The following is an 18,044-nucleotide window of genomic DNA, read 5'->3' as shown; positions in this document are numbered from 1 at the left end:
AAACCTAAAAGAATATAAAACTAATTTTTTAGTATTTGACGCTCTATGTCACACCTACCAATAATGCCGATGTTAGCGCTACCAAAGCGGTTTGTCTGCTACTCGCTCGAGCGAATGCCCAAGACAGATTCAACGGCGCTGTCGTCGCAGAACGGCAGCGGTTCAGGGCACATTTCGAGCGGTCAGAGCATGCACACACAGCCGGGGCAACCTCAAAAACTTTCGCAATCCATACGCACCGCCACCGGGCGCCGCGCCCATCTGGGCTGGTTACTCGCCGGGCTCGCCGCCCTGCCCGTTCCCGCTGCATTCGCCGCCGACGAGCAGGAACCCACCCTAAAGCCGGTGACGGTCACCGCCACCCGCCGCGAAGAGTCGCTGCAAAAAGTCCCGGTGGCGGTTTCGGTACTCGATGGCGAGCAACTGGAGCGCGACAATCGCAACGGCGTGGCCAGTATCGTGCAGCAAGTACCCTCGCTGAATTTCCGCACCGGCGCGTCGAACAAGGACACGTCGCTGTTCGTGCGGGGCGTGGGCACGATTTCCACCTCGCCCGGGGTTGAACCCACGGTGGCGACGGTGATTGACGGCGTGGTGTACGCCCGCCCCGGCCAGGCCACCCTGGACCTGCTGGACCTGGAACGCGTCGAAGTCCTGCGCGGCCCCCAAGGCACGCTGTTCGGCAAGAACGCCTCGGCCGGCGTGCTGAATATCACCAGCAAGGCGCCGACGACCGAGACCCACGGCTACATCGACCAGTCCTACTTCAGCGGCAATGAAAGCCGCACCCGCTTCGGCCTGGGCGGCAGCCTGATTCCCGGCACGCTGAAGGGCTCCATCAGCGGGCTGTTCGGCAGTTACGACGGCAACGTCGACAACAAGCACAACGGCCAGGAAGTAAACGGCTACAACCATCAGGGCGTGCGCGGCAAACTGGAGTTCACCCCCAACGACGACGTGAAACTGACCCTGATTGCCGACTACATGCAGTCCCACGACGACGCGCCGAATGGCGTGGTGAGCCAATCCCTGACCCCGGCGTTCGCCAACGCACTGAACCCGGTGCGCGGCTCCAGCGACAACCGCGACATCAACACCGACACCCGCAGCCATGTGGAGGACACCAACAAAGGCCTGTCTGCCCAACTGGACTGGAACCTCGGCGACTACACCCTGACCTCGATCACCGCATGGCGCGGTTGGGACAACACCCAGTACCAGGACGGCGACCGCCTGGGCACCGTGACCGCCGCATTCCCCGGCACCGCCGACAAAGGCCAACTGGCGTTCGACCAATACTCCCAGGAGCTGCGCCTGGCCTCGCCCAAAGGTGAATTCCTGGAATACGTCGGCGGCCTGTTCTACATGCACGGCAAGGACCAGGAAACCTACCAGCGCACCTTGACCACCACCACGCGCACCGACCGCGGCATCGCCGACTACGGCACCACCAGCGACAGCTACGCGGTGTTCGGCGAGACCACGCTGAATTTCACCTCGGCTTTCCGTGGCATCGCCGGCCTGCGCTATACCCACGACGACCTGGAATACGATCACCGCCGCGTGTCCACCTCGGCCACCACGGTCAGCGGCATTCAACCGGCCACCAGCAGTTCGGGCTCGGTGGACGAAGACGGCTGGTCCGGCCGGCTGGGGGTGCAATACGACCTGAGCGACACCGTCACCAGCTACCTGACCTACTCCCGCGGCTACAAGGGCCCGGCCTACAATGTGTTCTTCAACATGCAGCCACGGGACACCGACGCGCTGAAACCGGAAACCTCCAACACCTGGGAAGTCGGGATCAAGGCCACCAGCTGGAACAATCGCCTGACCACCAACCTGGCGATCTTCCACAGCGACTACGACAACTACCAGGCGAACTTCTTCGACACCGTCGCCGGGCAAGTGGTGACGCGCCTGATCAACGCCGGCAGCGTCAGCACCGAAGGCGTCGAACTCGACTACGCCCTGCAGGCCACCCAACAACTCAAACTTTCCGGCGCGCTGGCCTACACCCGGGCCCGCATCGATGAGTTCGCCTGCCCGCCTGGCGCGGCGGCGTCCTGCAACGTCAACGGCAAGCCGCTGCCCTTCAGCCCGGACTGGAAAAGCTACGTGCGCGCCGACTACAGCATCCCGCTGGACAACGGCCTGGATATCGAACTGGGTACCGACTACAGCTGGCAGAGCGAAGTGCAGTACGACATCAGCCAGAACGTCGACACCAAGCAAGGCGCCTACGGCATCTGGAACGCCAGCGTCGCCCTGGCCGACTACAGCAACGGCTGGCGCGTGGCCCTGCTGGCGAAGAACCTCACCGACAAGTCCTATTCACCGCTGCTGGCCAGTGGCGGCAGCTACATTTACCGCGCCGTGCCCCGTGACGATGAACGTTACTTCGGCGTGCAACTGCGCAAGGATTTCTAAGCATGCCCCGTCAACTGAAACTCGGCGCTTTCCTGATGGCCACCGGGCACCACGTGGCCGCCTGGCGCCATCCCGATGTGCCGGCCAATGCCGGGCTGGATTTCGCCCACTACAAGCGCCTGGCGCAGATTGCGGAGGCGGCAAAATTCGACGCCTTGTTCGTGGCCGACAGCATTGCCGCCGCCACCGGGGAGATTGCCAGCCGCATGGCGCGCTCGGACCATTTCGAGCCACTGACGTTGCTGTCGGCATTGAGCGCGGTGACTGAACACATCGGCCTGATCGCCACGGCCACCACCAGCTACAACGAGCCGTACCATGTGGCGCGCAAGTTCGCCTCACTGGATCACCTGTCCGGCGGGCGTGCAGGCTGGAACCTGGTGACCTCGGACAACGCCGCCGAAGCACAGAATTTTGGCCGCGACGAACACCTCGGCCACGGCGAACGCTACAGCCGTGCCCGTGAGTTTCACCAGGTGGTGACGGGGCTGTGGGACAGCTGGGAAGACGATGCCTTTGTGCGCGACAAGGCCAGCGGCAGCTACTACGACCCGGCGAAACTGCATGTACTCGGGCATGTAGGCGAACACTTTCGTGTGAAAGGCCCACTGAACGTGGCGCGTTCGCCTCAAGGCCAACCGGTGATTGTCCAGGCCGGCTCTTCCGAGGCGGGCCGTGAATTGGCGGCACAAACCGCCGAAGTGGTGTTCACCGCCCAGACATCATTGGCCAACGCCCAGGCGTTCTATGCCGACCTCAAGGGTCGCCTGGCTCGATACGGGCGGGAACCGGATGCGCTGAAGATCATGCCGGGGGTGTTTGTGGTGGTCGGGCAGACAGAAACTGAAGCCCGGGACAAATTCGAGGCCTTCCAGCAGTTGGTCGAACCGCAGGTGGGTGTCGCATTGCTGGGGCGCATGCTGGGTAATTTCGACTTGTCCGGCTACCCGCTGGACGGCCCGCTGCCGGAACTGCCATTGACCGACAACGGCCAGCGCAGTCGCCAGCAACTGCTGACCGAACTGGCAGGCCGCGAACAGCTGAGCCTGGCGCAACTGGGCCGACGCATCGCCGGTGGCCGCGGGCACTACAGCCTGATCGGCACGCCCGCGCAGATCGCCGATGAACTGCAGCACTGGTTCGAGAATGGCGCCGCCGATGGCTTCAATGTACTGGTGCCGCACCTGCCGGGCGGGCTGGAAGATTTCGCCCAAGGGGTGGTGCCGGAACTGCAACGGCGCGGGCTGTTCCGCAGCGAATACGCCGGCACCACCCTGCGTGAAAACCTGGGATTGGCACGGCCGGCCAATCGCTTTGCGGAGCAATCGGCATGAGAATGTCTGCATTGTTGTTTGCGCTGTTGGCCCTGACTCAAACCGCGATGGCTGCCGAGCCGGCCAGCCTGAGGATCGGCTACCAGAAAGGCTCGATCGCCCTGGTACTCGCCAAGGAGCATGGCCTGCTGGAAAAACGCTTCGACCAGACCCAAGTGCAATGGATCGAATTCCCCGCCGGCCCGCAGATGCTCGAAGCCTTGAACGTGGGCGCGCTGGACGTGGCATCCACCGGTGATATCCCGCCCCTGTTCGCCCAGGCGGCGGGGGCCGACCTTGTCTACATCGGCGCTGAACCGCCCAAGCCGACGGCGGAAACCATCCTGGTGCAGGCCGACAGCCCACTGCACAGCATCGCCGACCTCAAGGGCAAGAAAGTCGCCTTCCAGAAAGGCTCCAGCTCTCACAACCTGATCCTGCGGGCTTTGAACAACGCCGGCCTGAGCTACAAGGACATCCAGCCGGTTTACCTGCCACCGGCCGATGCCCGCGCCGCCTTCGAGAAAGGCAGTGTCGACGCTTGGGCGATCTGGGAACCCTACTCGTCACTGGCCCTGAGCCAAAGCCCCAGCCGCGTGCTCGCCAATGGCGAAGGCTTGAACCTGTCTGGGCCGATCTATACCGCGCGCCGTGCATACGCCGAGGCCAATGGTCCCTTCATCCACGCCCTGCTCGATGAGCTGAGCGCCGCCGAAGCCCTGACCCGCAGCCAGCGTGAAGACAGCCTGCAGGTACTGACCCGCTTCATGGGTCTGCCGGCCGGGGTGATTGCACGTTATGTCGATAACCGGCCGCCATCGCCGATCCTGCCGATTGATGTGCACATCATTCAGGCGCAGCAGCAGACGGCGGACCTGTTTTACCAGAACCGCCTGCTGCCCAAGCCCATCGATGTACAGAAGGCTATGTGGCAGGCTCCTCAGAAGTCGACGGTGGCCGACAGCAAGTAAGTGCGCGGCGTCGATAAGGTCAAGCCCGGCTCGCTGTCATCCGAGGCACCGGCCGAACTCCAGTAGCGCCGGTTGGCCACGTTCTCGACGTTGGCCCGCAGGGTGATGTGCTTGTCGTCGACCTTGAAGGCGTAGCGTGCGCCAACATCAAGACGGGTCCAGGCGTCGATTTCCTTGACGTTGGACTGGTCCAGGTACTGCGAGCTGGAATAGATCCCGCGGCTGGTCAGGGTCAGGCCTTCAACAGTGGGCACATCCCACTCGGCGCCGAGGTTGACGTTGTACTTGGGCGTGGCCGGCGCGCGGTTGCCGTCGAAGGTGCCGTTGGTGGTGTTGGTCAATTCGCTGTCGATGTACATCACCCCGCCCAGCAGGCGGAAGCCCTTGAGCGGTTCGCCGAACACGCTGAGTTCGACGCCGTCGTTCTGGCGCTTGCCGTTGGGGCCGAAGACCCGCGTGGTGGCGTTGGTCTCGTAGGCTGGCTGCTTGATCCGGAACACCGCAGCGGTGACCGCGAACGCCCCCGCGTCGTACTTAGCCCCGACTTCAACCTGGCGGCTGATAAAGGGCGGGAAGATTTCATCCTCGTTGATCGAGGTCGACGGCGCGATCTTGCCTTGGCTCAGACCTTCCATGTAGTTGGCATACAGCGAGAGCTTGTCGGTGGCCTTGAACAGGATGCCGCCCGACGGTGAGATTTTTTCCTCGTCGTAGGCGGTGTCGCCTTTGACGTTATCGGTCCAGTCATCCACCTTGACCCGCTGCCAGCGTGCGCCGAGGGTCAGCAGCAACCGGTCATCGAAGAAGCCCAGGGTGTCGGACAACGCGACGCCGCTGAAGCGGTTTTCGGTGTAGACCTTCGAGTCCAATCGCGTTGGCCGGCTCGGCGTAGGTGTTTCCACCGGGTTGTAGAGATTGCTCGGGGCTGCGGCATAGCGCGCGCCACCGTTTTCGAAGTCCATGTAGAAGTAGCTGGCTGCCAGGTTGACCTCATGGCTCACCGGGCCGGTATGGAACCAGTTGCGCACGCCCGCCGTGGCGGTGCGCACGTTTTCGTCGCGGGTGAAGTCGCGGGGCTGCACGCTGAAGTCACCGGCATTGTTGGTCACCGACACGGCATGGCGCAGGAAGTCGTGGTTACTTTTACGCGCGCCGACGCCGCCGTAGAGCATCACGTTGTCGCTGAGGTCGAACTCTCCGTTGACCGTGCCGAAGGTGTCATTGGTGCTCGCCTTGCTCCAGGGCTGCGCGTAGTTGTGGCGCACGTCGTTGGCACTCGGCACCTTGGCGTTGGGGCCAACTTGTACGCGCTCTTGCGGGGCGTCGGTGTCGCGCTCGGTGCGGCCGATGTCGGTGGAGAGGCGCAGGCGTTCACCGCGAAAATCCAGGCCCAGCACGGCCATTTCGCGGTCGACACTCTGGTCGTCCCAGGCAGTGTCGCCGGACTGCTTCACGCCGTTGAAACGCAGGCCGAATTTGTTGTCTTCACCAAAGCGCCGGCCTATGTCCACGGCCCCTCCCGCCTGGCTGTCGGAGGCCCAACTGCCGGTAAACGAGGTGATGGGCTTGTCGGTAGCGCGCTTGGGCACCACGTTGATCCCACCGCCGACGCTGCCCCGCGGCGAGATGCCGTTGATCAACTGGCTGGGGCCTTTGATGATGTCGACGCGCTCAGCCATCTCCATGTCGATGGTGTAGGTCGGCAGCACGCCGTAGAGACCGTTGTAGGCGACATCACTGTTAAACAGGCTGAAGCCGCGAATGGTGAATTGCTCATAGCGCCCGCCCGCCGGGTTGGTGGCACGCACCGAGGGGTCGCTGGCGATCAGGTCGCCGAGGGTGCGCGCCTGCTGGTTCTTGACCGCCTCGCTGGTGTAGGTGGTCATGCTGAACGGGGTTTCCATGAAATCCCGTGAGCCCAGCAGGCCCTGGGAGCCACGGCGTGCCACCTGGCCACCGGCGAAGGACTCGCTGCCGGCATCGCCGACGGTGCCAAGAATCGAGGTGGGCGCCAGTTGCAGGCTGCCACCTTCCGGAATCGGGGTCAGCATGTAGGCCTGCTCGCCCATGGGTTGCAGTTGCAGGCCCGAGCCTTGCAGCAAGCGGGCAAACCCTTCTTCGACGCCGTATTCGCCGGACAACCCGCTGCTGTTACGGCCGCTGACCAGCGCCGGGTCTACCGAGAGGTTGACCCCGGCCAGGCCGGCGAAACGGGTCAGCGCGGCGCTCAGGCTGCCGGCCGGCACCTGATAGCTGCGCCGGGACGCGCCGTCTTCGGCATAGCTGATGGGGACGAACAACGGGCTGGCACTCAGGCTCAGCATCAGGCTGAAATTCAGCAGCGGGCGGATTGCGGGCATTGGAAGAAGCTCTCGATTTTGTTCACTTATCTGGAATGACCAGCCACGTGAAAAAAAGGGACAGGCTTCAGCCAATTTTTTTGAATATTACGGTTTGATGCCTTTCAGCTTTTGGAGCAACTCCATCAATTGCTCCAGGGATTCCTCGCCGAACTGTTCCTGAATCTTCTGGTAGTTGCTTTCCATCCCGGCGCTCATGTCGACAAAACACTGCTGGCCCTGTTCGGTCAGGGCGACGAACACCCGGCGCTGGTCTTCGGCGGATTTGCGCCGGCGCACGATGCCGTCACGCTCCAGCCGCCCCAGCACGCCGGTCATGCTCGGCTTGAGAATGCACGCGAGGTGCGCCAGTTGATGGCTTTCGAGTTCGCCCTGCTGACGCAGGATGCGGATCACCCGCCATTGCTGTTCGGTCAGGTCATGTTCATTGAGCAATGGCCGGAAGAACGCCATGGTCGCTTCGCGGGCCTGGAGCAAGGTGAGCGTAAGGGACGGTCTAGGGGTGGGCATGGTTCACGCGCAGTAGAGGTCGAAGCGTCGAAGCTTAGAGTCGGTACCGTGTGCACGCAACCCGAGGCAGGGAACAAATCATTAATCTGTAAACGATTTTTAAAAAACCTGCCAATCCCGCTATTCAGCCTATAGATAACATGTTAACAATATGCCGCCCCTGACCTAGCAGAGGGCGCATACCAACAAAAACAACAAAAGGAACGCCCCTCATGCATTCGTGCCTCTTCCGCACGGCGGCAAGCGCTGGCCTGTGCGCCGCGTTTACCCCTCTGGTCGCCCACGCCGACTTTATCCAGGACAGCAAAGCCAGCCTGGACCTGCGCAATTTCTACATGAACCGCGACTTTCGCCAGGCCAACGCGCCGCAGAACAAAGCGGACGAATGGGCGCAAGGTTTTGTGCTGCGCCTGGAGTCGGGCTACACCGAAGGCGTGGTCGGTTTTGGCGTGGATGCCTTGGGTGAAATGGGCTTGAAACTCGATTCCAGCCGCGACCGCCGTGGCACCGGGTTATTGCCGTCTGGCGCCAGCGGCGAGCCGGCCGACAGCTACAGCGAACTCGGCCTGACCGCCAAGCTGCGCCTGTCGAAGACCGTGCTCAAGCTCGGCACCCTGCAACCGGTTTTACCGGTGGCCGCCTACAACGACACCCGGCTGCTGCCGTCGACCTACAACGGTGAACTGGTGACCTCCCAGGACATCGATGGCCTGACGTTGAACGTCGGCCGCCTGGAAAAGCAGAACCTGCGGGACTCCTCCAACAACGAATCCATGAGCTACGGCGGCGTCACCAGCAGCCACCTGGACCTGGCCGGCGGCACCTACGCAATCAATCCGCACCTGGCGGCGACCTATTACTACGCGCAGATGCAGGACATCTACCGCCAGAATTTCATCGGCCTGGTGCATGACCTGCCGCTGGCCCAAGGCGTCAACCTGCGTACCGACCTGCGCTACTTCGACACCCGCGAGCAAGGCAGCACGCTATTGCGCAGCCCTACCCGCGTGGACGGCGGCCGGATCGACAACCGCTTTTTCAACGGCATGTTCAGCCTGTCGGTGGGCGCGCACAAATTCGGCCTGGGCTTTCAGAGCCTTTCCGGTGACGGCGACTTTGCCTTCCCGGGGCAAGACCCGTACTCGGTCAACCTGGTGACCATCAATATCTTCACCAAGGCCAACACCGACGCGTGGCAGGCACGCTACGACTACAACTTCGCCGCCCTCGGCCTACCGGGCCTGACCTTCATGACCCGCTACGTCGACGGCAGCCACGCGCAAACCGCCACGGTGCGCAACGGCCGGGAATGGGAGCGCGACACCGACCTGGTCTACACCGTGCAAAGCGGCCCGCTGAAGAACGTCAACGTGCGGCTGCGCAACGCCACCCTGCGCTCAAGCAACGGCCTGACCAGCGACATCGACGAAAGCCGGGTGATCATCGGTTACACCGTGGCCCTGTGGTAACGCCGGGCCCCTCAACGCAACCCCGATTGACGCTGGCGGTATTCCCCCGGCGTCATTTGCGCGTAGCGCTGGAAGAACCGGCTGAAATACGCCGGGTCCTTGAACCCCAGCTGGTAGCAGATTTCATTCGCCGAGTTGCCGGTGAACAGCAACAGGCGCCGGGCTTCCTGCATCAGCCGTTCGAGGATCAGGCGTTTCGAGGGCAGGTCGGCGATCCGCCGACACACCTCGTTGAGCCGCGCTTCAGTGACGCCGATACCGTCGGCATAACGCGACAGCGGCCAGTGTTGCAGGTAGTGGTCTTCGATCAGTTCGTTGAAGCGGTGAAAGATCCGCAGGTCTTCGTGGCGTGCCGGCCGGGCTTCCAGGGAATTGGCGCAGAGCCGCAGCAGGCTGATCATGATCAGGCGCGTCAGGCTGTCCAGCGCCGAACTGCGCCCGCTGGCCTGGGCGTTGATCTCGCTGCACAGCTCATCAAACAGGAATTCCAGGCGGCGCACTTCGGGCTGAAACTCCGGCGCCAGCCGCGCCAACGCCACACAGGCCGCCGGCAATTGCGCGCCGGGGGCCAGGCTCGGGTCGGCGTCAATCAAGGCCCACACCAGTTGCTGGCGCACGGTCAGCACATGGCCGTCGGCGTCGGCTTCGGTGACGAAGGAATGCGCCACCGTCGGCGGCGTGAGGAAAAACATCGGCCCGGATTCGAGGTACTGCTGGTCGTCCAGATAGACCCGCACCGCTCCGGTCTTGACGTAATGCACCTGGAAAAACCGGTCATGGCGATGCACCGGCATGTTCCGGCCAAAAAATCCGGCCAGGTTGCCGAGCCGGTCGTAATGCACCTCGGCATCGCTGTAACGCTGGTCGTAGAGCTGCCCGATGTTGATGTTGGGGATCGGCTGACGATCGCTCATCACTGCATTCTCTTTGTTGTTTTGAGTGCCCTGAAATATTGCCACGCTTGACGATAGTTAACATCTTAATTATAACGTTAACAGGTTAACGAATATCCCACGGAGCAGGCCCGAATCTGCCCCGCCACTGCCAGGAGAAAAGCATGAGCCGTGCCCTGCATGATGTTGCGAACGGCACCCTGTTCGGCGTTGCGCTGAACTACCAGGGGTTGCTGAACCAACGTCTCGCCGAATTCGAACAAGCGCCTTACCAGAAACCACCGGTGAAGCCGGTGCTGTTCATCAAGACGCCCAACACCCGCAACGGCCACGACGGCGTAGTGCTGCACCCTCAGGGTGAACGCCTGCAACCGGGCCCGGCCCTCGGTGTGGTGATTGGCAAGACCGCCAGCCGTGTCAGCGTCGAAAATGCCCTGGAGCATGTGGCGGGCTACACCATCATCAATGAGTTCAGCCTGCCGGAAGACAGCTACTACCGCCCTGCGGTGAAAGCCAAGTGCCGGGACGGTTTCTGCGCCTTGGGTCCGGAACTGGTGGCCCGCGACCAGGTCGCCAATCCGCATCAATTGAGCGTGAAGTTGTTCGTCAACGGTGAACTGCGCCAGCAAAACTCCACCGCCAACTTCGTGCGCAGCCTCCCGCAGTTGATCGCCGAGATCAGCGAGTTCATGACCCTGCACGAGGGCGATGTGCTGATCACCGGCACGCCCGAAGGCCGTGTGGATGTGCAACCCGGCGACACGGTTGAAGTCGAGATCAGCGGCCTGGGCCGCTTGGTCAACCACATCAAGGCAGAGGAGCTGTCATGAAACACGCGCGTATTCGCTTTGAAGGTGCCGTGCACCAGGTTCTGGTAGAGGCACAGAACGCCGTGCGCCTGGCCGACGGTCGCCTGCTGGCTGAAGACCAGGTCGAATGGCTGCCACCGGCCAACGGCAGCATGTTTGCACTGGGCCTGAACTACGCCGATCACGCCGCCGAACTGGCCTTCAAGCCGCCGACCGAACCGCTGGCGTTCATCAAGTCCCCCGGCACCTACACCGGCCACCACCAGGTGACCTGGCGCCCGGACAACGTCGCCTACATGCACTACGAGTGCGAGCTGGTGGCGGTCATCGGCAAGCCGGCGCGCAACGTCAAGCGCGAGAACGCCCTGGAGTATCTGGCCGGCTACACGGTGTGCAACGACTACGCGATCCGCGACTACCTGGAAAACTACTACCGCCCCAACCTGCGGGTGAAAAACCGCGACGCCACCACGCCTGTGGGCCCATGGATAGTCGACGTCGCCGACGTGCCAGACCCAAGCAACCTGAAGCTGCGCACCTGGATCAACGGTGAACTGCGCCAGGAAGGCAGCACGAAAGACATGATTTTCGACATCCCGTATTTGATCGAATACCTGTCCAGCTTCATGACCCTGCAGCCCGGCGACATGATCGCCACCGGCACCCCGGAAGGCCTGGCGGATGTGGTGCCGGGGGATGAAGTGATCGTGGAAGTGGAAGGCGTAGGCCGCCTGGTCAATCGAATTGTCAGCGAGGCGGAATTCTTCTCCGCCCGGAAAGAGGCTTGAGCAACATGATCAAACACTGGATCAACGGCCGTGAGGTCGAAAGCAAAGACACCTTCATCAACTACAACCCAGCCACCGGCGAAGCCATCGGTGAAGTGGCCAGCGGCGGTGCCGAGGAAGTGGCGCAGGCCGTTGCAGCAGCCAAGGAAGCCTTTCCGAAGTGGGCAGGCACACCGGCCAAAGAACGTGCCCGCTTGATGCGCAAGCTCGGTGAACTCATCGAACAGAACGTGCCGCACCTGGCCGAGCTGGAAACCCTCGACACCGGCCTGCCGATCCACCAGACCAGGAACGTGTTGATTCCACGGGCCTCCCACAACTTCGATTTCTTCGCCGAAGTCTGCACCCGCATGGACGGCCACAGTTACCCGGTGGACGACCAGATGCTCAACTACACCCTGTACCAGCCGGTGGGTGTCTGCGCATTGGTGTCGCCATGGAACGTGCCGTTCATGACCGCCACCTGGAAGACTGCGCCGTGCCTGGCGCTGGGCAATACTGCGGTGCTGAAAATGTCCGAGCTGTCGCCGCTGACGGCCAATGAACTGGGACGCCTGGCGGTCGAAGCCGGGATTCCCAACGGCGTGCTGAACGTAATCCAGGGCTACGGCGCCACCGCCGGTGATGCACTGGTGCGCCACCCGGACGTGCGAGCGATTTCCTTCACCGGCGGTACCGCCACCGGCAAGAAAATCATGCAGACCGCTGGCCTGAAAAAGTACTCCATGGAACTGGGCGGCAAGTCGCCGGTGCTGATCTTTGAAGATGCCGACCTGGAACGCGCCCTCGACGCGGCACTGTTCACCATCTTCTCGCTCAACGGTGAACGCTGCACCGCCGGCAGCCGGATCTTCATTCAGGAGAGCGTGTACCCGCAATTCGTCGCCGAATTTGCCGCCCGCGCCAAGCGCCTGATCGTCGGCGACCCGCAGGACCCGAAGACCCAGGTCGGCTCGATGATCACCCAGGCTCACTATGACAAGGTCACCGGCTACATCAAGATTGGCCTCGAGGAAGGCGCCACCCTGCTGGCCGGCGGCCTGGAACGCCCGGCCAACCTGCCGGCGCACTTGAGCCGCGGGCAGTTTATCCAGCCCACGGTGTTTGCCGATGTGAACAACCAGATGCGCATCGCCCAGGAAGAGATCTTCGGCCCGGTGGTGTGCCTGATCCCGTTCAAGGACGAAGCCGAAGCGCTGCAACTGGCCAACGACACCGAGTACGGCCTGGCGTCCTATATCTGGACCCAGGACATCGGCAAGGCGCATCGTCTGGCCTACGGCATCGAAGCCGGCATGGTGTTCATCAACAGCCAGAACGTGCGGGACTTGCGCCAGCCATTCGGTGGAGTAAAAGGTTCCGGCACCGGCCGTGAAGGCGGCCAGTACAGTTTCGAAGTGTTTGCCGAGATCAAGAACGTGTGCATTTCCATGGGCAGTCACCACATCCCGCGCTGGGGTGTGTAACCCGGATATAACAACGCTACCTGTAGGAGCGAGCTTGCTCGCGAAGAACCCGCAGGCGCCGCGGGCTAACAGAAGTGCTGCGTTATCGTTGACGTTTTTCGCGAGCAAGCTCGCTCCTACAAAAGAATAAATACTCAGGAGAATGATCATGGGCGAAGTGGTTCTGGCAGCAAAGATCTGCCACGTCCCCTCGATGTACCTGTCGGAACTGCCCGGCAAGCACCACGGTTGCCGCGAAGCAGCCATCGCCGGGCACAAGGAAATCGGGCGGCGCGCCCGTGAACTGGGGGCCGACACCGCCGTGGTGTTCGACGTGCACTGGCTGGTCAACAGCGGCTATCACGTCAACTGCGGCGAGCATTTCAAGGGCACCTACACCAGCAACGAGCTGCCGCACTTCATCAAGAACATGGAGTACGAGTACCCGGGCTGCCCGGAGCTGGGCGAGTTGATTGCCGCCGAGGCCAACCTGGCTGGCGTGCGCACCATGGCCCACAACATCCCGAGCCTGGAGCTGGAATACGGCACCCTGGTGCCGATGCGCTACATGCACATGGGCGTGCCGGACGCGCAGAAGTTCGACGTGATCTCCATCGCCGCCTGGTGCGCCTGGCACCGGCTGGAAGACAGCTTCGCCTTCGGCGCCGCCGTGCGCCGAGCCATCGAGAAAAGCGACCGCAAAGTCCTGGTGCTGGCCTCGGGTTCCCTCTCCCATCGCTTCTCGGACGACCGCGAAGCCGAAGCCAATATCCACAACTGGACCCGTGAATTCGACAAACAGATGGACCTGCACGTGGTGGAGATGTGGAAGCAAGGCCGCTTCAAGGAGTTCTGCGCGATGCTCCCGGACTACGCCGAACACTGCTTCGGCGAAGGCAAGATGCACGACACTGCGATGCTCCTGGGACTGCTGGGCGGGCCGGACTACAACCAGCCGGCCGAGATCATCACCCAGCCGTTCGGCAGCTCGGGCACCGGGCAGATCAATGCCATTTTTCCCCTCTGATCCGGGAGCCGAACATGCCGCACTTCATCGCCGAATACACCGACAACATCGAGCAGCAAGCCAACCTGCCGGCCCTGTTCGAGCAGGTTCACGCCGTGCTGGGGGACAGCGGCGTGTTTCCCCTGGGGGGCATTCGCAGTCGCGGGGTGCGCCTGGACACCTGGCGCATGGCCGACGGCAAGCATGACTACGCCTTCGTCCACATGACCCTCAAGGTCGGCCACGGGCGCGACCTGGAAACCCGAAAAACGGTGGCCGAAGCCCTGTTCAAGGTCATCACCGAACACTTCGCCGCGCTGCAATCCCAGCGGCTGCTGGCGTTGTCGTTCGAGATGATCGAGCTGCACCCCGAGCTGAATTTCAAGCAGAACAACGTGCACGCATTCCTGAAGAACCAGGCGGGCTGACCACAGCCCACCTTTCCGCCCATGGCACTCAAACAAAAAAGAACAACATCATGAGCACAGCCAATACCGCCGACAGCACCACCCTGATCGAACATCAGCGCACCCACAGCATCGTCACCTGGCGACTGATGCCGTTGTTGCTGATCTGCTATCTGTTTGCCCACCTGGACCGGATCAACATCGGCTTCGCCAAGATGCAGATGAGCACCGACCTGCACTTCAGCGACACGGTGTACGGCCTCGGTGCCGGCCTGTTTTTCATCGCCTACGCGCTGTTCGGGGTGCCGAGCAACATGGCCCTGGACCGGGTCGGGCCACGGCGCTGGATCGCCTGCCTGATGGTGGTGTGGGGCGTGCTGTCCACCAGCATGCTGTGGATCGAAAGCTCCACCGGCTTCTACGTGCTGCGCTTTTTGCTCGGGGTGGCCGAAGCCGGCTTCTTCCCGGGGATCCTGGTGTTTCTCAACCGCTGGTACCCGGCACGGCGCCGGGCGCAAGTCACTGCACTGTTTGCGATTGCCGTGCCCATGGCCGGTGTGGTCGGCGGGCCGTTGTCCGGTGCGATCCTGGAGCACTTCCATGATTTCGGCGGGCTGCGCGGCTGGCAGTGGATGTTCCTGATCGAAGGCGCGCCGGTGGTGCTGCTCGGTCTGGTGGTCCTGAAATACCTGCCGGACAGCTTCGAAACCGTGAAATGGCTGGAACCCGCACAAAAGCAACAACTGCGCGAGCAACTGAGCAGTGAAGAACAGCGCAAATCCATCACCTCCTTCGGCGGCATCCTGCGTGACCCTCAGGTGTGGCTGCTGGTGGCGGTGTACTTCGCGGTAATGCTCGCGGTGAATACCCTGGCGTTCTGGATGCCCACCCTGATTCACGGCGCCGGCATCGGCCGCGACAGTCAGGTCGGCCTGCTGAGCGCCGTGCCGTACCTGGCCGGGTGTTTCTTCATGATCGGCTGCGGGCGCTCATCCGACCGCAACCGCGAACGCCGCTGGCACCTGTGCGTACCGTTGCTGATGTCGGCCATCGGCATCGCCGTGGCCGGGCTCTCTCCCACCAACCCGACCCTGGTGCTGGGCGGCCTGATCCTGGCCGGCATGGGCGCCAGCGCCGCGTTGCCGATGTTCTGGCAACTGCCACCAGCGTTCCTGTCCAACAGCACCCAGGCGGCCGGCATCGCGCTGATCAGCTCGTTCGGCAGTATCGCCTCGTTCCTCGCGCCGTACCTGATCGGCTGGATGCGCGACACCACCCAAAGCGCAAGCCTGGCCCTGTATGTGCTGGCGCTGCTTATCGCCCTCGGCGGCCTGCTGGTGCTACGCACCCACGCTGCCATCGTCAATCCCCAGTAGAGATTTCGTCATGCTTGATCAAGCCCACATCCAGCAAGCCGCCGCCCGCCTCGACCAGGCTGAGCGTTCCCGTGAACAGGTGCGCCAGTTTTCCCTGGAACACCCGAACATCACGATTGACGATGCCTATGCCATCCAGCGCGCCTGGGTGGCCCAGAAAATCAAGGACGGGCGCAAGCTGGTCGGGCACAAGATCGGCCTCACCTCCCGGGCGATGCAGGTGTCGTCGAACATCACCGAGCCGGATTACGGCGCCCTGCTCGATGACATGTTCTTCGACGAAGGCACCGACATCCCGTTCGAGCGCTTCATCGTGCCAAGGGTGGAAGTGGAGCTGGCGTTCATCCTCGGCAAGCCGCTCAAGGGGCCGAACTGCACGATCTTCGATGTGCTGGACGCCACTGAATGGGTGATCCCGGCCCTGGAAATCATCGACGCGCGTATCCAACAGATCGATCCGCACACCAACGTCACGCGCAAGGTGTTCGACACCATTTCCGACAACGCCGCCAACGCCGGCGTGGTGATGGGCGGCCGCGCCGTGCGCCCCACCGAGATCGACCTGCGCAAGGTGCCGGCGGTGTTGTACCGCAACGGGGTGATCGAAGAGTCCGGGGTGTCGGCTGCCGTGCTCAACCACCCGGCCAAGGGCGTGGCGTGGCTGGCGAACAAACTCGCGCCGTACGACGTCACCTTGCAACCGGGCCAGATCATCCTCGGCGGCTCCTTTACCCGCCCGGTGGCGGCGAATCCGGGCGATACCTTCCATGTCGACTACGACATGCTCGGTTCCATCTCCTGCCGCTTTGTCTGAATACTGGAGGACCGTTTCATGGACATGCCCATCAACCGCTTCAAGCAGCGCCTGCAACGTGGCGAAACCCAGATCGGCCTGTGGCTCGGTTTGGCCGACGCTTATTGCGCCGAACTGGCGGCGAATGCCGGGTTCGACTGGCTGCTGATCGACGGCGAGCACGCGCCCAATGAACTGCGCGGCATGCTAGGCCAGTTGCAGGCTGTCGCCGCCTACGACAGCCAGCCGGTGATTCGCCCGGTGATCGGCGATACGGCGTTGATCAAGCAGGTGCTGGATATTGGCGTGCAGACGCTGTTGGTGCCGATGGTGGAGACGGCTGAACAGGCTCAGCAGTTAGTGCGGGCCGTGCGTTATCCGCCCTTTGGCGTACGGGGCGTTGGCAGTGCGCTGGCACGGGCTTCGCGCTGGAACAGCATTCCGGGTTATCTGGATGAAGCGGATGCGCAGATGTGCCTGCTGGTGCAGATCGAGAACCGTGAAGGCCTGGACAACCTGGACGCGATTGCGGCGGTTGATGGCGTGGATGGGGTGTTTATCGGGCCGGCGGATTTGAGTGCGGCCATGGGGCATCGGGGCAATCCCGGGCATCCCGAGGTGCAGGCAGCGATTGAGGACGCGATTGGGCGGATTCAGAAAGCTGGCAAGGCGGCGGGCATCTTGAGCGCGGATGAGAAATTGGCGCGGCGGTATATCGAGTTGGGGGCGGCGTTTGTGGCGGTCGGGGTGGATACGACGGTGTTGATGCGCGGGTTGCAGGGGTTGGCTGCCAAGTTCAAAGACACTGTGGCACCTGCCACAACCGGCGGCGTGTACTGACTTCCTCCGTAGCAGCTGTCGAGCCCCAGCGAGGCTGCGTCTGCGGTGTGTCAGGTACACCGCGAACGCAGCCTCGCTGGGGCTCGACAGCTGCTACGCGGTGTACCCGAAGCGGTGTGTCAGCGTTTGATGGTTTTCAACTCATCCAGCAACCCCAGCAACACCTGCAACTTCTCCTCCCCAAACTGCTCCTGCAACCGCTGATAATTCTCCTCCATACACTGGCTCATCGACTCGAAACTGGCCTTGCCCTTCTCCGCCAGCGTCACCAGCACCCGCCGCTGATCCTGCTCGGCCTTGCGTCGGTGCACCATCCCCGCCGCCTCCATGCGCACCAGCACGCCGGTCATGCTCGGTTTGAGAATGCACGCCAGTTCGGCCAACTGGTAAATCTCCAATTCGTCATGCTGGCTGAGAATTCGAATAACCCGCCATTGCTGTTCGGTCAGCCCATGCTCATTCAGCGACGGCCGAAAAAAACTCATGGCCGCTTCGCGGGCCTGCAACAGGGTCAAGGTCAGGGATTGTCTGGGTTTCAACATAGGCTCAGGGTCACGATAGATTTAGTTAATGTTTTAACGAAACTCTAACACTCTCCTCCCCGCCGCACGCTATAACTTGTGAAGCCGGCGAA

Annotated in this window: 16 protein-coding genes; 12 read left to right on the top strand and 4 right to left on the bottom strand. The window is 62.5% G+C overall.

Features of this window, described 5'->3' with window-relative positions:
* Positions 1-189 precede the first annotated feature (189 nt).
* Genes NVB75_RS31240 through NVB75_RS31230 form a run of 3 tightly spaced genes read left to right on the top strand, consistent with a single transcriptional unit; the run spans position 190 to position 4,714 of the window.
* Complete coding sequence (locus NVB75_RS31240; RefSeq protein WP_258344809.1) at positions 190-2,430, top strand: TonB-dependent receptor; 2,241 nt, start codon at positions 190-192, stop codon at positions 2,428-2,430.
* A gap of 2 nt (positions 2,431-2,432) precedes the next feature.
* Positions 2,433-3,764, top strand: a complete 1,332-nt coding sequence (locus NVB75_RS31235) for an LLM class flavin-dependent oxidoreductase (RefSeq protein WP_258344808.1) — start codon at positions 2,433-2,435, stop codon at positions 3,762-3,764.
* A complete protein-coding gene (locus tag NVB75_RS31230) occupies positions 3,761-4,714 on the top strand; it encodes a sulfonate ABC transporter substrate-binding protein (protein ID WP_258344807.1) in 954 nt (317 codons plus the stop codon). The genes NVB75_RS31235 and NVB75_RS31230 overlap by 4 nt, the downstream gene beginning before the upstream one ends.
* Here NVB75_RS31230 and NVB75_RS31225 read toward each other — a convergent pair.
* Both NVB75_RS31225 and hpaR (NVB75_RS31220) read right to left on the bottom strand, forming a co-directional pair.
* Complete coding sequence (locus tag NVB75_RS31225) at positions 4,684-7,074, bottom strand: TonB-dependent receptor (protein ID WP_258344806.1); 2,391 nt, start codon at positions 7,072-7,074, stop codon at positions 4,684-4,686. The two genes, NVB75_RS31230 and NVB75_RS31225, sit on opposite strands and share 31 nt — an antisense overlap.
* Positions 7,075-7,161: 87 nt before the next feature.
* Entirely contained in the window at positions 7,162-7,584 is a 423-nt protein-coding gene (hpaR, locus tag NVB75_RS31220; RefSeq protein WP_010175430.1) for a homoprotocatechuate degradation operon regulator HpaR, read from the bottom strand.
* Between the two features lie 212 nt (positions 7,585-7,796).
* Between hpaR (NVB75_RS31220) and NVB75_RS31215 the strand changes: the two genes are divergently transcribed.
* A complete protein-coding gene (locus NVB75_RS31215) occupies positions 7,797-9,053 on the top strand; it encodes an OprD family porin (protein WP_258344805.1) in 1,257 nt (418 codons plus the stop codon).
* An 11-nt stretch (positions 9,054-9,064) separates the two neighbouring features.
* On the opposite strand, the gene hpaA is transcribed toward NVB75_RS31215, so the two are convergent.
* Positions 9,065-9,967: a 4-hydroxyphenylacetate catabolism regulatory protein HpaA gene (gene hpaA / locus NVB75_RS31210; RefSeq protein ID WP_258344804.1), complete on the bottom strand. Its 903-nt coding sequence runs from the start codon at positions 9,965-9,967 to the stop codon at positions 9,065-9,067.
* Between the two features lie 143 nt (positions 9,968-10,110).
* Here hpaA and NVB75_RS31205 point away from each other — a divergent pair, with 143 nt between their 5' ends.
* From NVB75_RS31205 to hpaI, 8 genes are all read left to right on the top strand, one after another.
* Positions 10,111-10,776, top strand: a complete 666-nt coding sequence (locus NVB75_RS31205; protein WP_063031552.1) for a fumarylacetoacetate hydrolase family protein — start codon at positions 10,111-10,113, stop codon at positions 10,774-10,776.
* On the top strand, positions 10,773-11,543 hold the full coding sequence (locus NVB75_RS31200) for a fumarylacetoacetate hydrolase family protein (protein ID WP_258344803.1): 771 nt from the start codon (positions 10,773-10,775) through the stop codon (positions 11,541-11,543). Before NVB75_RS31205 ends, NVB75_RS31200 begins: the two co-directional genes overlap by 4 nt.
* A 5-nt stretch (positions 11,544-11,548) precedes the next feature.
* Positions 11,549-13,009 (top strand): 5-carboxymethyl-2-hydroxymuconate semialdehyde dehydrogenase, encoded by a 1,461-nt coding sequence (gene hpaE / locus NVB75_RS31195; protein WP_201139891.1) that lies wholly within the window; start codon positions 11,549-11,551, stop codon positions 13,007-13,009.
* Between the two features lie 148 nt (positions 13,010-13,157).
* A complete protein-coding gene (hpaD, locus tag NVB75_RS31190; protein WP_003209884.1) occupies positions 13,158-14,015 on the top strand; it encodes a 3,4-dihydroxyphenylacetate 2,3-dioxygenase in 858 nt (285 codons plus the stop codon).
* Positions 14,016-14,029: 14 nt separating this feature from the next.
* Positions 14,030-14,422: a 5-carboxymethyl-2-hydroxymuconate Delta-isomerase gene (locus NVB75_RS31185; protein ID WP_008437184.1), complete on the top strand. Its 393-nt coding sequence runs from the start codon at positions 14,030-14,032 to the stop codon at positions 14,420-14,422.
* A 50-nt stretch (positions 14,423-14,472) separates the two neighbouring features.
* On the top strand, positions 14,473-15,777 hold the full coding sequence (locus NVB75_RS31180) for an MFS transporter (RefSeq protein ID WP_063031555.1): 1,305 nt from the start codon (positions 14,473-14,475) through the stop codon (positions 15,775-15,777).
* A gap of 10 nt (positions 15,778-15,787) precedes the next feature.
* Positions 15,788-16,591: a 2-oxo-hept-4-ene-1,7-dioate hydratase gene (hpaH, locus tag NVB75_RS31175; protein ID WP_258344801.1), complete on the top strand. Its 804-nt coding sequence runs from the start codon at positions 15,788-15,790 to the stop codon at positions 16,589-16,591.
* An 18-nt stretch (positions 16,592-16,609) separates the two neighbouring features.
* Positions 16,610-17,410 (top strand): 4-hydroxy-2-oxoheptanedioate aldolase, encoded by an 801-nt coding sequence (gene hpaI, locus NVB75_RS31170; protein ID WP_258344800.1) that lies wholly within the window; start codon positions 16,610-16,612, stop codon positions 17,408-17,410.
* 119 nt (positions 17,411-17,529) lie between these two features.
* Here the strand turns inward: hpaI and hpaR (NVB75_RS31165) are convergent, their stop codons facing one another.
* On the bottom strand, positions 17,530-17,952 hold the full coding sequence (gene hpaR / locus NVB75_RS31165) for a homoprotocatechuate degradation operon regulator HpaR (protein WP_003209875.1): 423 nt from the start codon (positions 17,950-17,952) through the stop codon (positions 17,530-17,532).
* Positions 17,953-18,044: the final 92 nt, after the last annotated feature.

Origin of the sequence: Pseudomonas sp. CBS, assembly GCF_024734645.1 — a bacterium.
In the GTDB taxonomy this organism is placed as follows: Bacteria; Pseudomonadota; Gammaproteobacteria; order Pseudomonadales; family Pseudomonadaceae; genus Aquipseudomonas.
Note: the sequence above shows the minus strand (reverse complement) of the source record. Positions and strands in the feature narration are given on the sequence as shown.

What these genes read in the sequence shown, in the direction of transcription:
- NVB75_RS31240 (WP_258344809.1), top strand. Translation starts at nt 190, where the DNA reads ATGCACACACAGCCGGGGCAACCTCAAAAACTTTCGCAATCCATACGC.
- NVB75_RS31235 (WP_258344808.1), top strand. Translation starts at nt 2,433, where the DNA reads ATGCCCCGTCAACTGAAACTCGGCGCTTTCCTGATGGCCACCGGGCAC.
- NVB75_RS31230 (WP_258344807.1), top strand. Translation starts at nt 3,761, where the DNA reads ATGAGAATGTCTGCATTGTTGTTTGCGCTGTTGGCCCTGACTCAAACC.
- NVB75_RS31225 (WP_258344806.1), bottom strand. Translation starts at nt 7,074, where the DNA reads ATGCCCGCAATCCGCCCGCTGCTGAATTTCAGCCTGATGCTGAGCCTG.
- hpaR (WP_010175430.1), bottom strand. Translation starts at nt 7,584, where the DNA reads ATGCCCACCCCTAGACCGTCCCTTACGCTCACCTTGCTCCAGGCCCGC.
- NVB75_RS31215 (WP_258344805.1), top strand. Translation starts at nt 7,797, where the DNA reads ATGCATTCGTGCCTCTTCCGCACGGCGGCAAGCGCTGGCCTGTGCGCC.
- hpaA (WP_258344804.1), bottom strand. Translation starts at nt 9,967, where the DNA reads ATGAGCGATCGTCAGCCGATCCCCAACATCAACATCGGGCAGCTCTAC.
- NVB75_RS31205 (WP_063031552.1), top strand. Translation starts at nt 10,111, where the DNA reads ATGAGCCGTGCCCTGCATGATGTTGCGAACGGCACCCTGTTCGGCGTT.
- NVB75_RS31200 (WP_258344803.1), top strand. Translation starts at nt 10,773, where the DNA reads ATGAAACACGCGCGTATTCGCTTTGAAGGTGCCGTGCACCAGGTTCTG.
- hpaE (WP_201139891.1), top strand. Translation starts at nt 11,549, where the DNA reads ATGATCAAACACTGGATCAACGGCCGTGAGGTCGAAAGCAAAGACACC.
- hpaD (WP_003209884.1), top strand. Translation starts at nt 13,158, where the DNA reads ATGGGCGAAGTGGTTCTGGCAGCAAAGATCTGCCACGTCCCCTCGATG.
- NVB75_RS31185 (WP_008437184.1), top strand. Translation starts at nt 14,030, where the DNA reads ATGCCGCACTTCATCGCCGAATACACCGACAACATCGAGCAGCAAGCC.
- NVB75_RS31180 (WP_063031555.1), top strand. Translation starts at nt 14,473, where the DNA reads ATGAGCACAGCCAATACCGCCGACAGCACCACCCTGATCGAACATCAG.
- hpaH (WP_258344801.1), top strand. Translation starts at nt 15,788, where the DNA reads ATGCTTGATCAAGCCCACATCCAGCAAGCCGCCGCCCGCCTCGACCAG.
- hpaI (WP_258344800.1), top strand. Translation starts at nt 16,610, where the DNA reads ATGGACATGCCCATCAACCGCTTCAAGCAGCGCCTGCAACGTGGCGAA.
- hpaR (WP_003209875.1), bottom strand. Translation starts at nt 17,952, where the DNA reads ATGTTGAAACCCAGACAATCCCTGACCTTGACCCTGTTGCAGGCCCGC.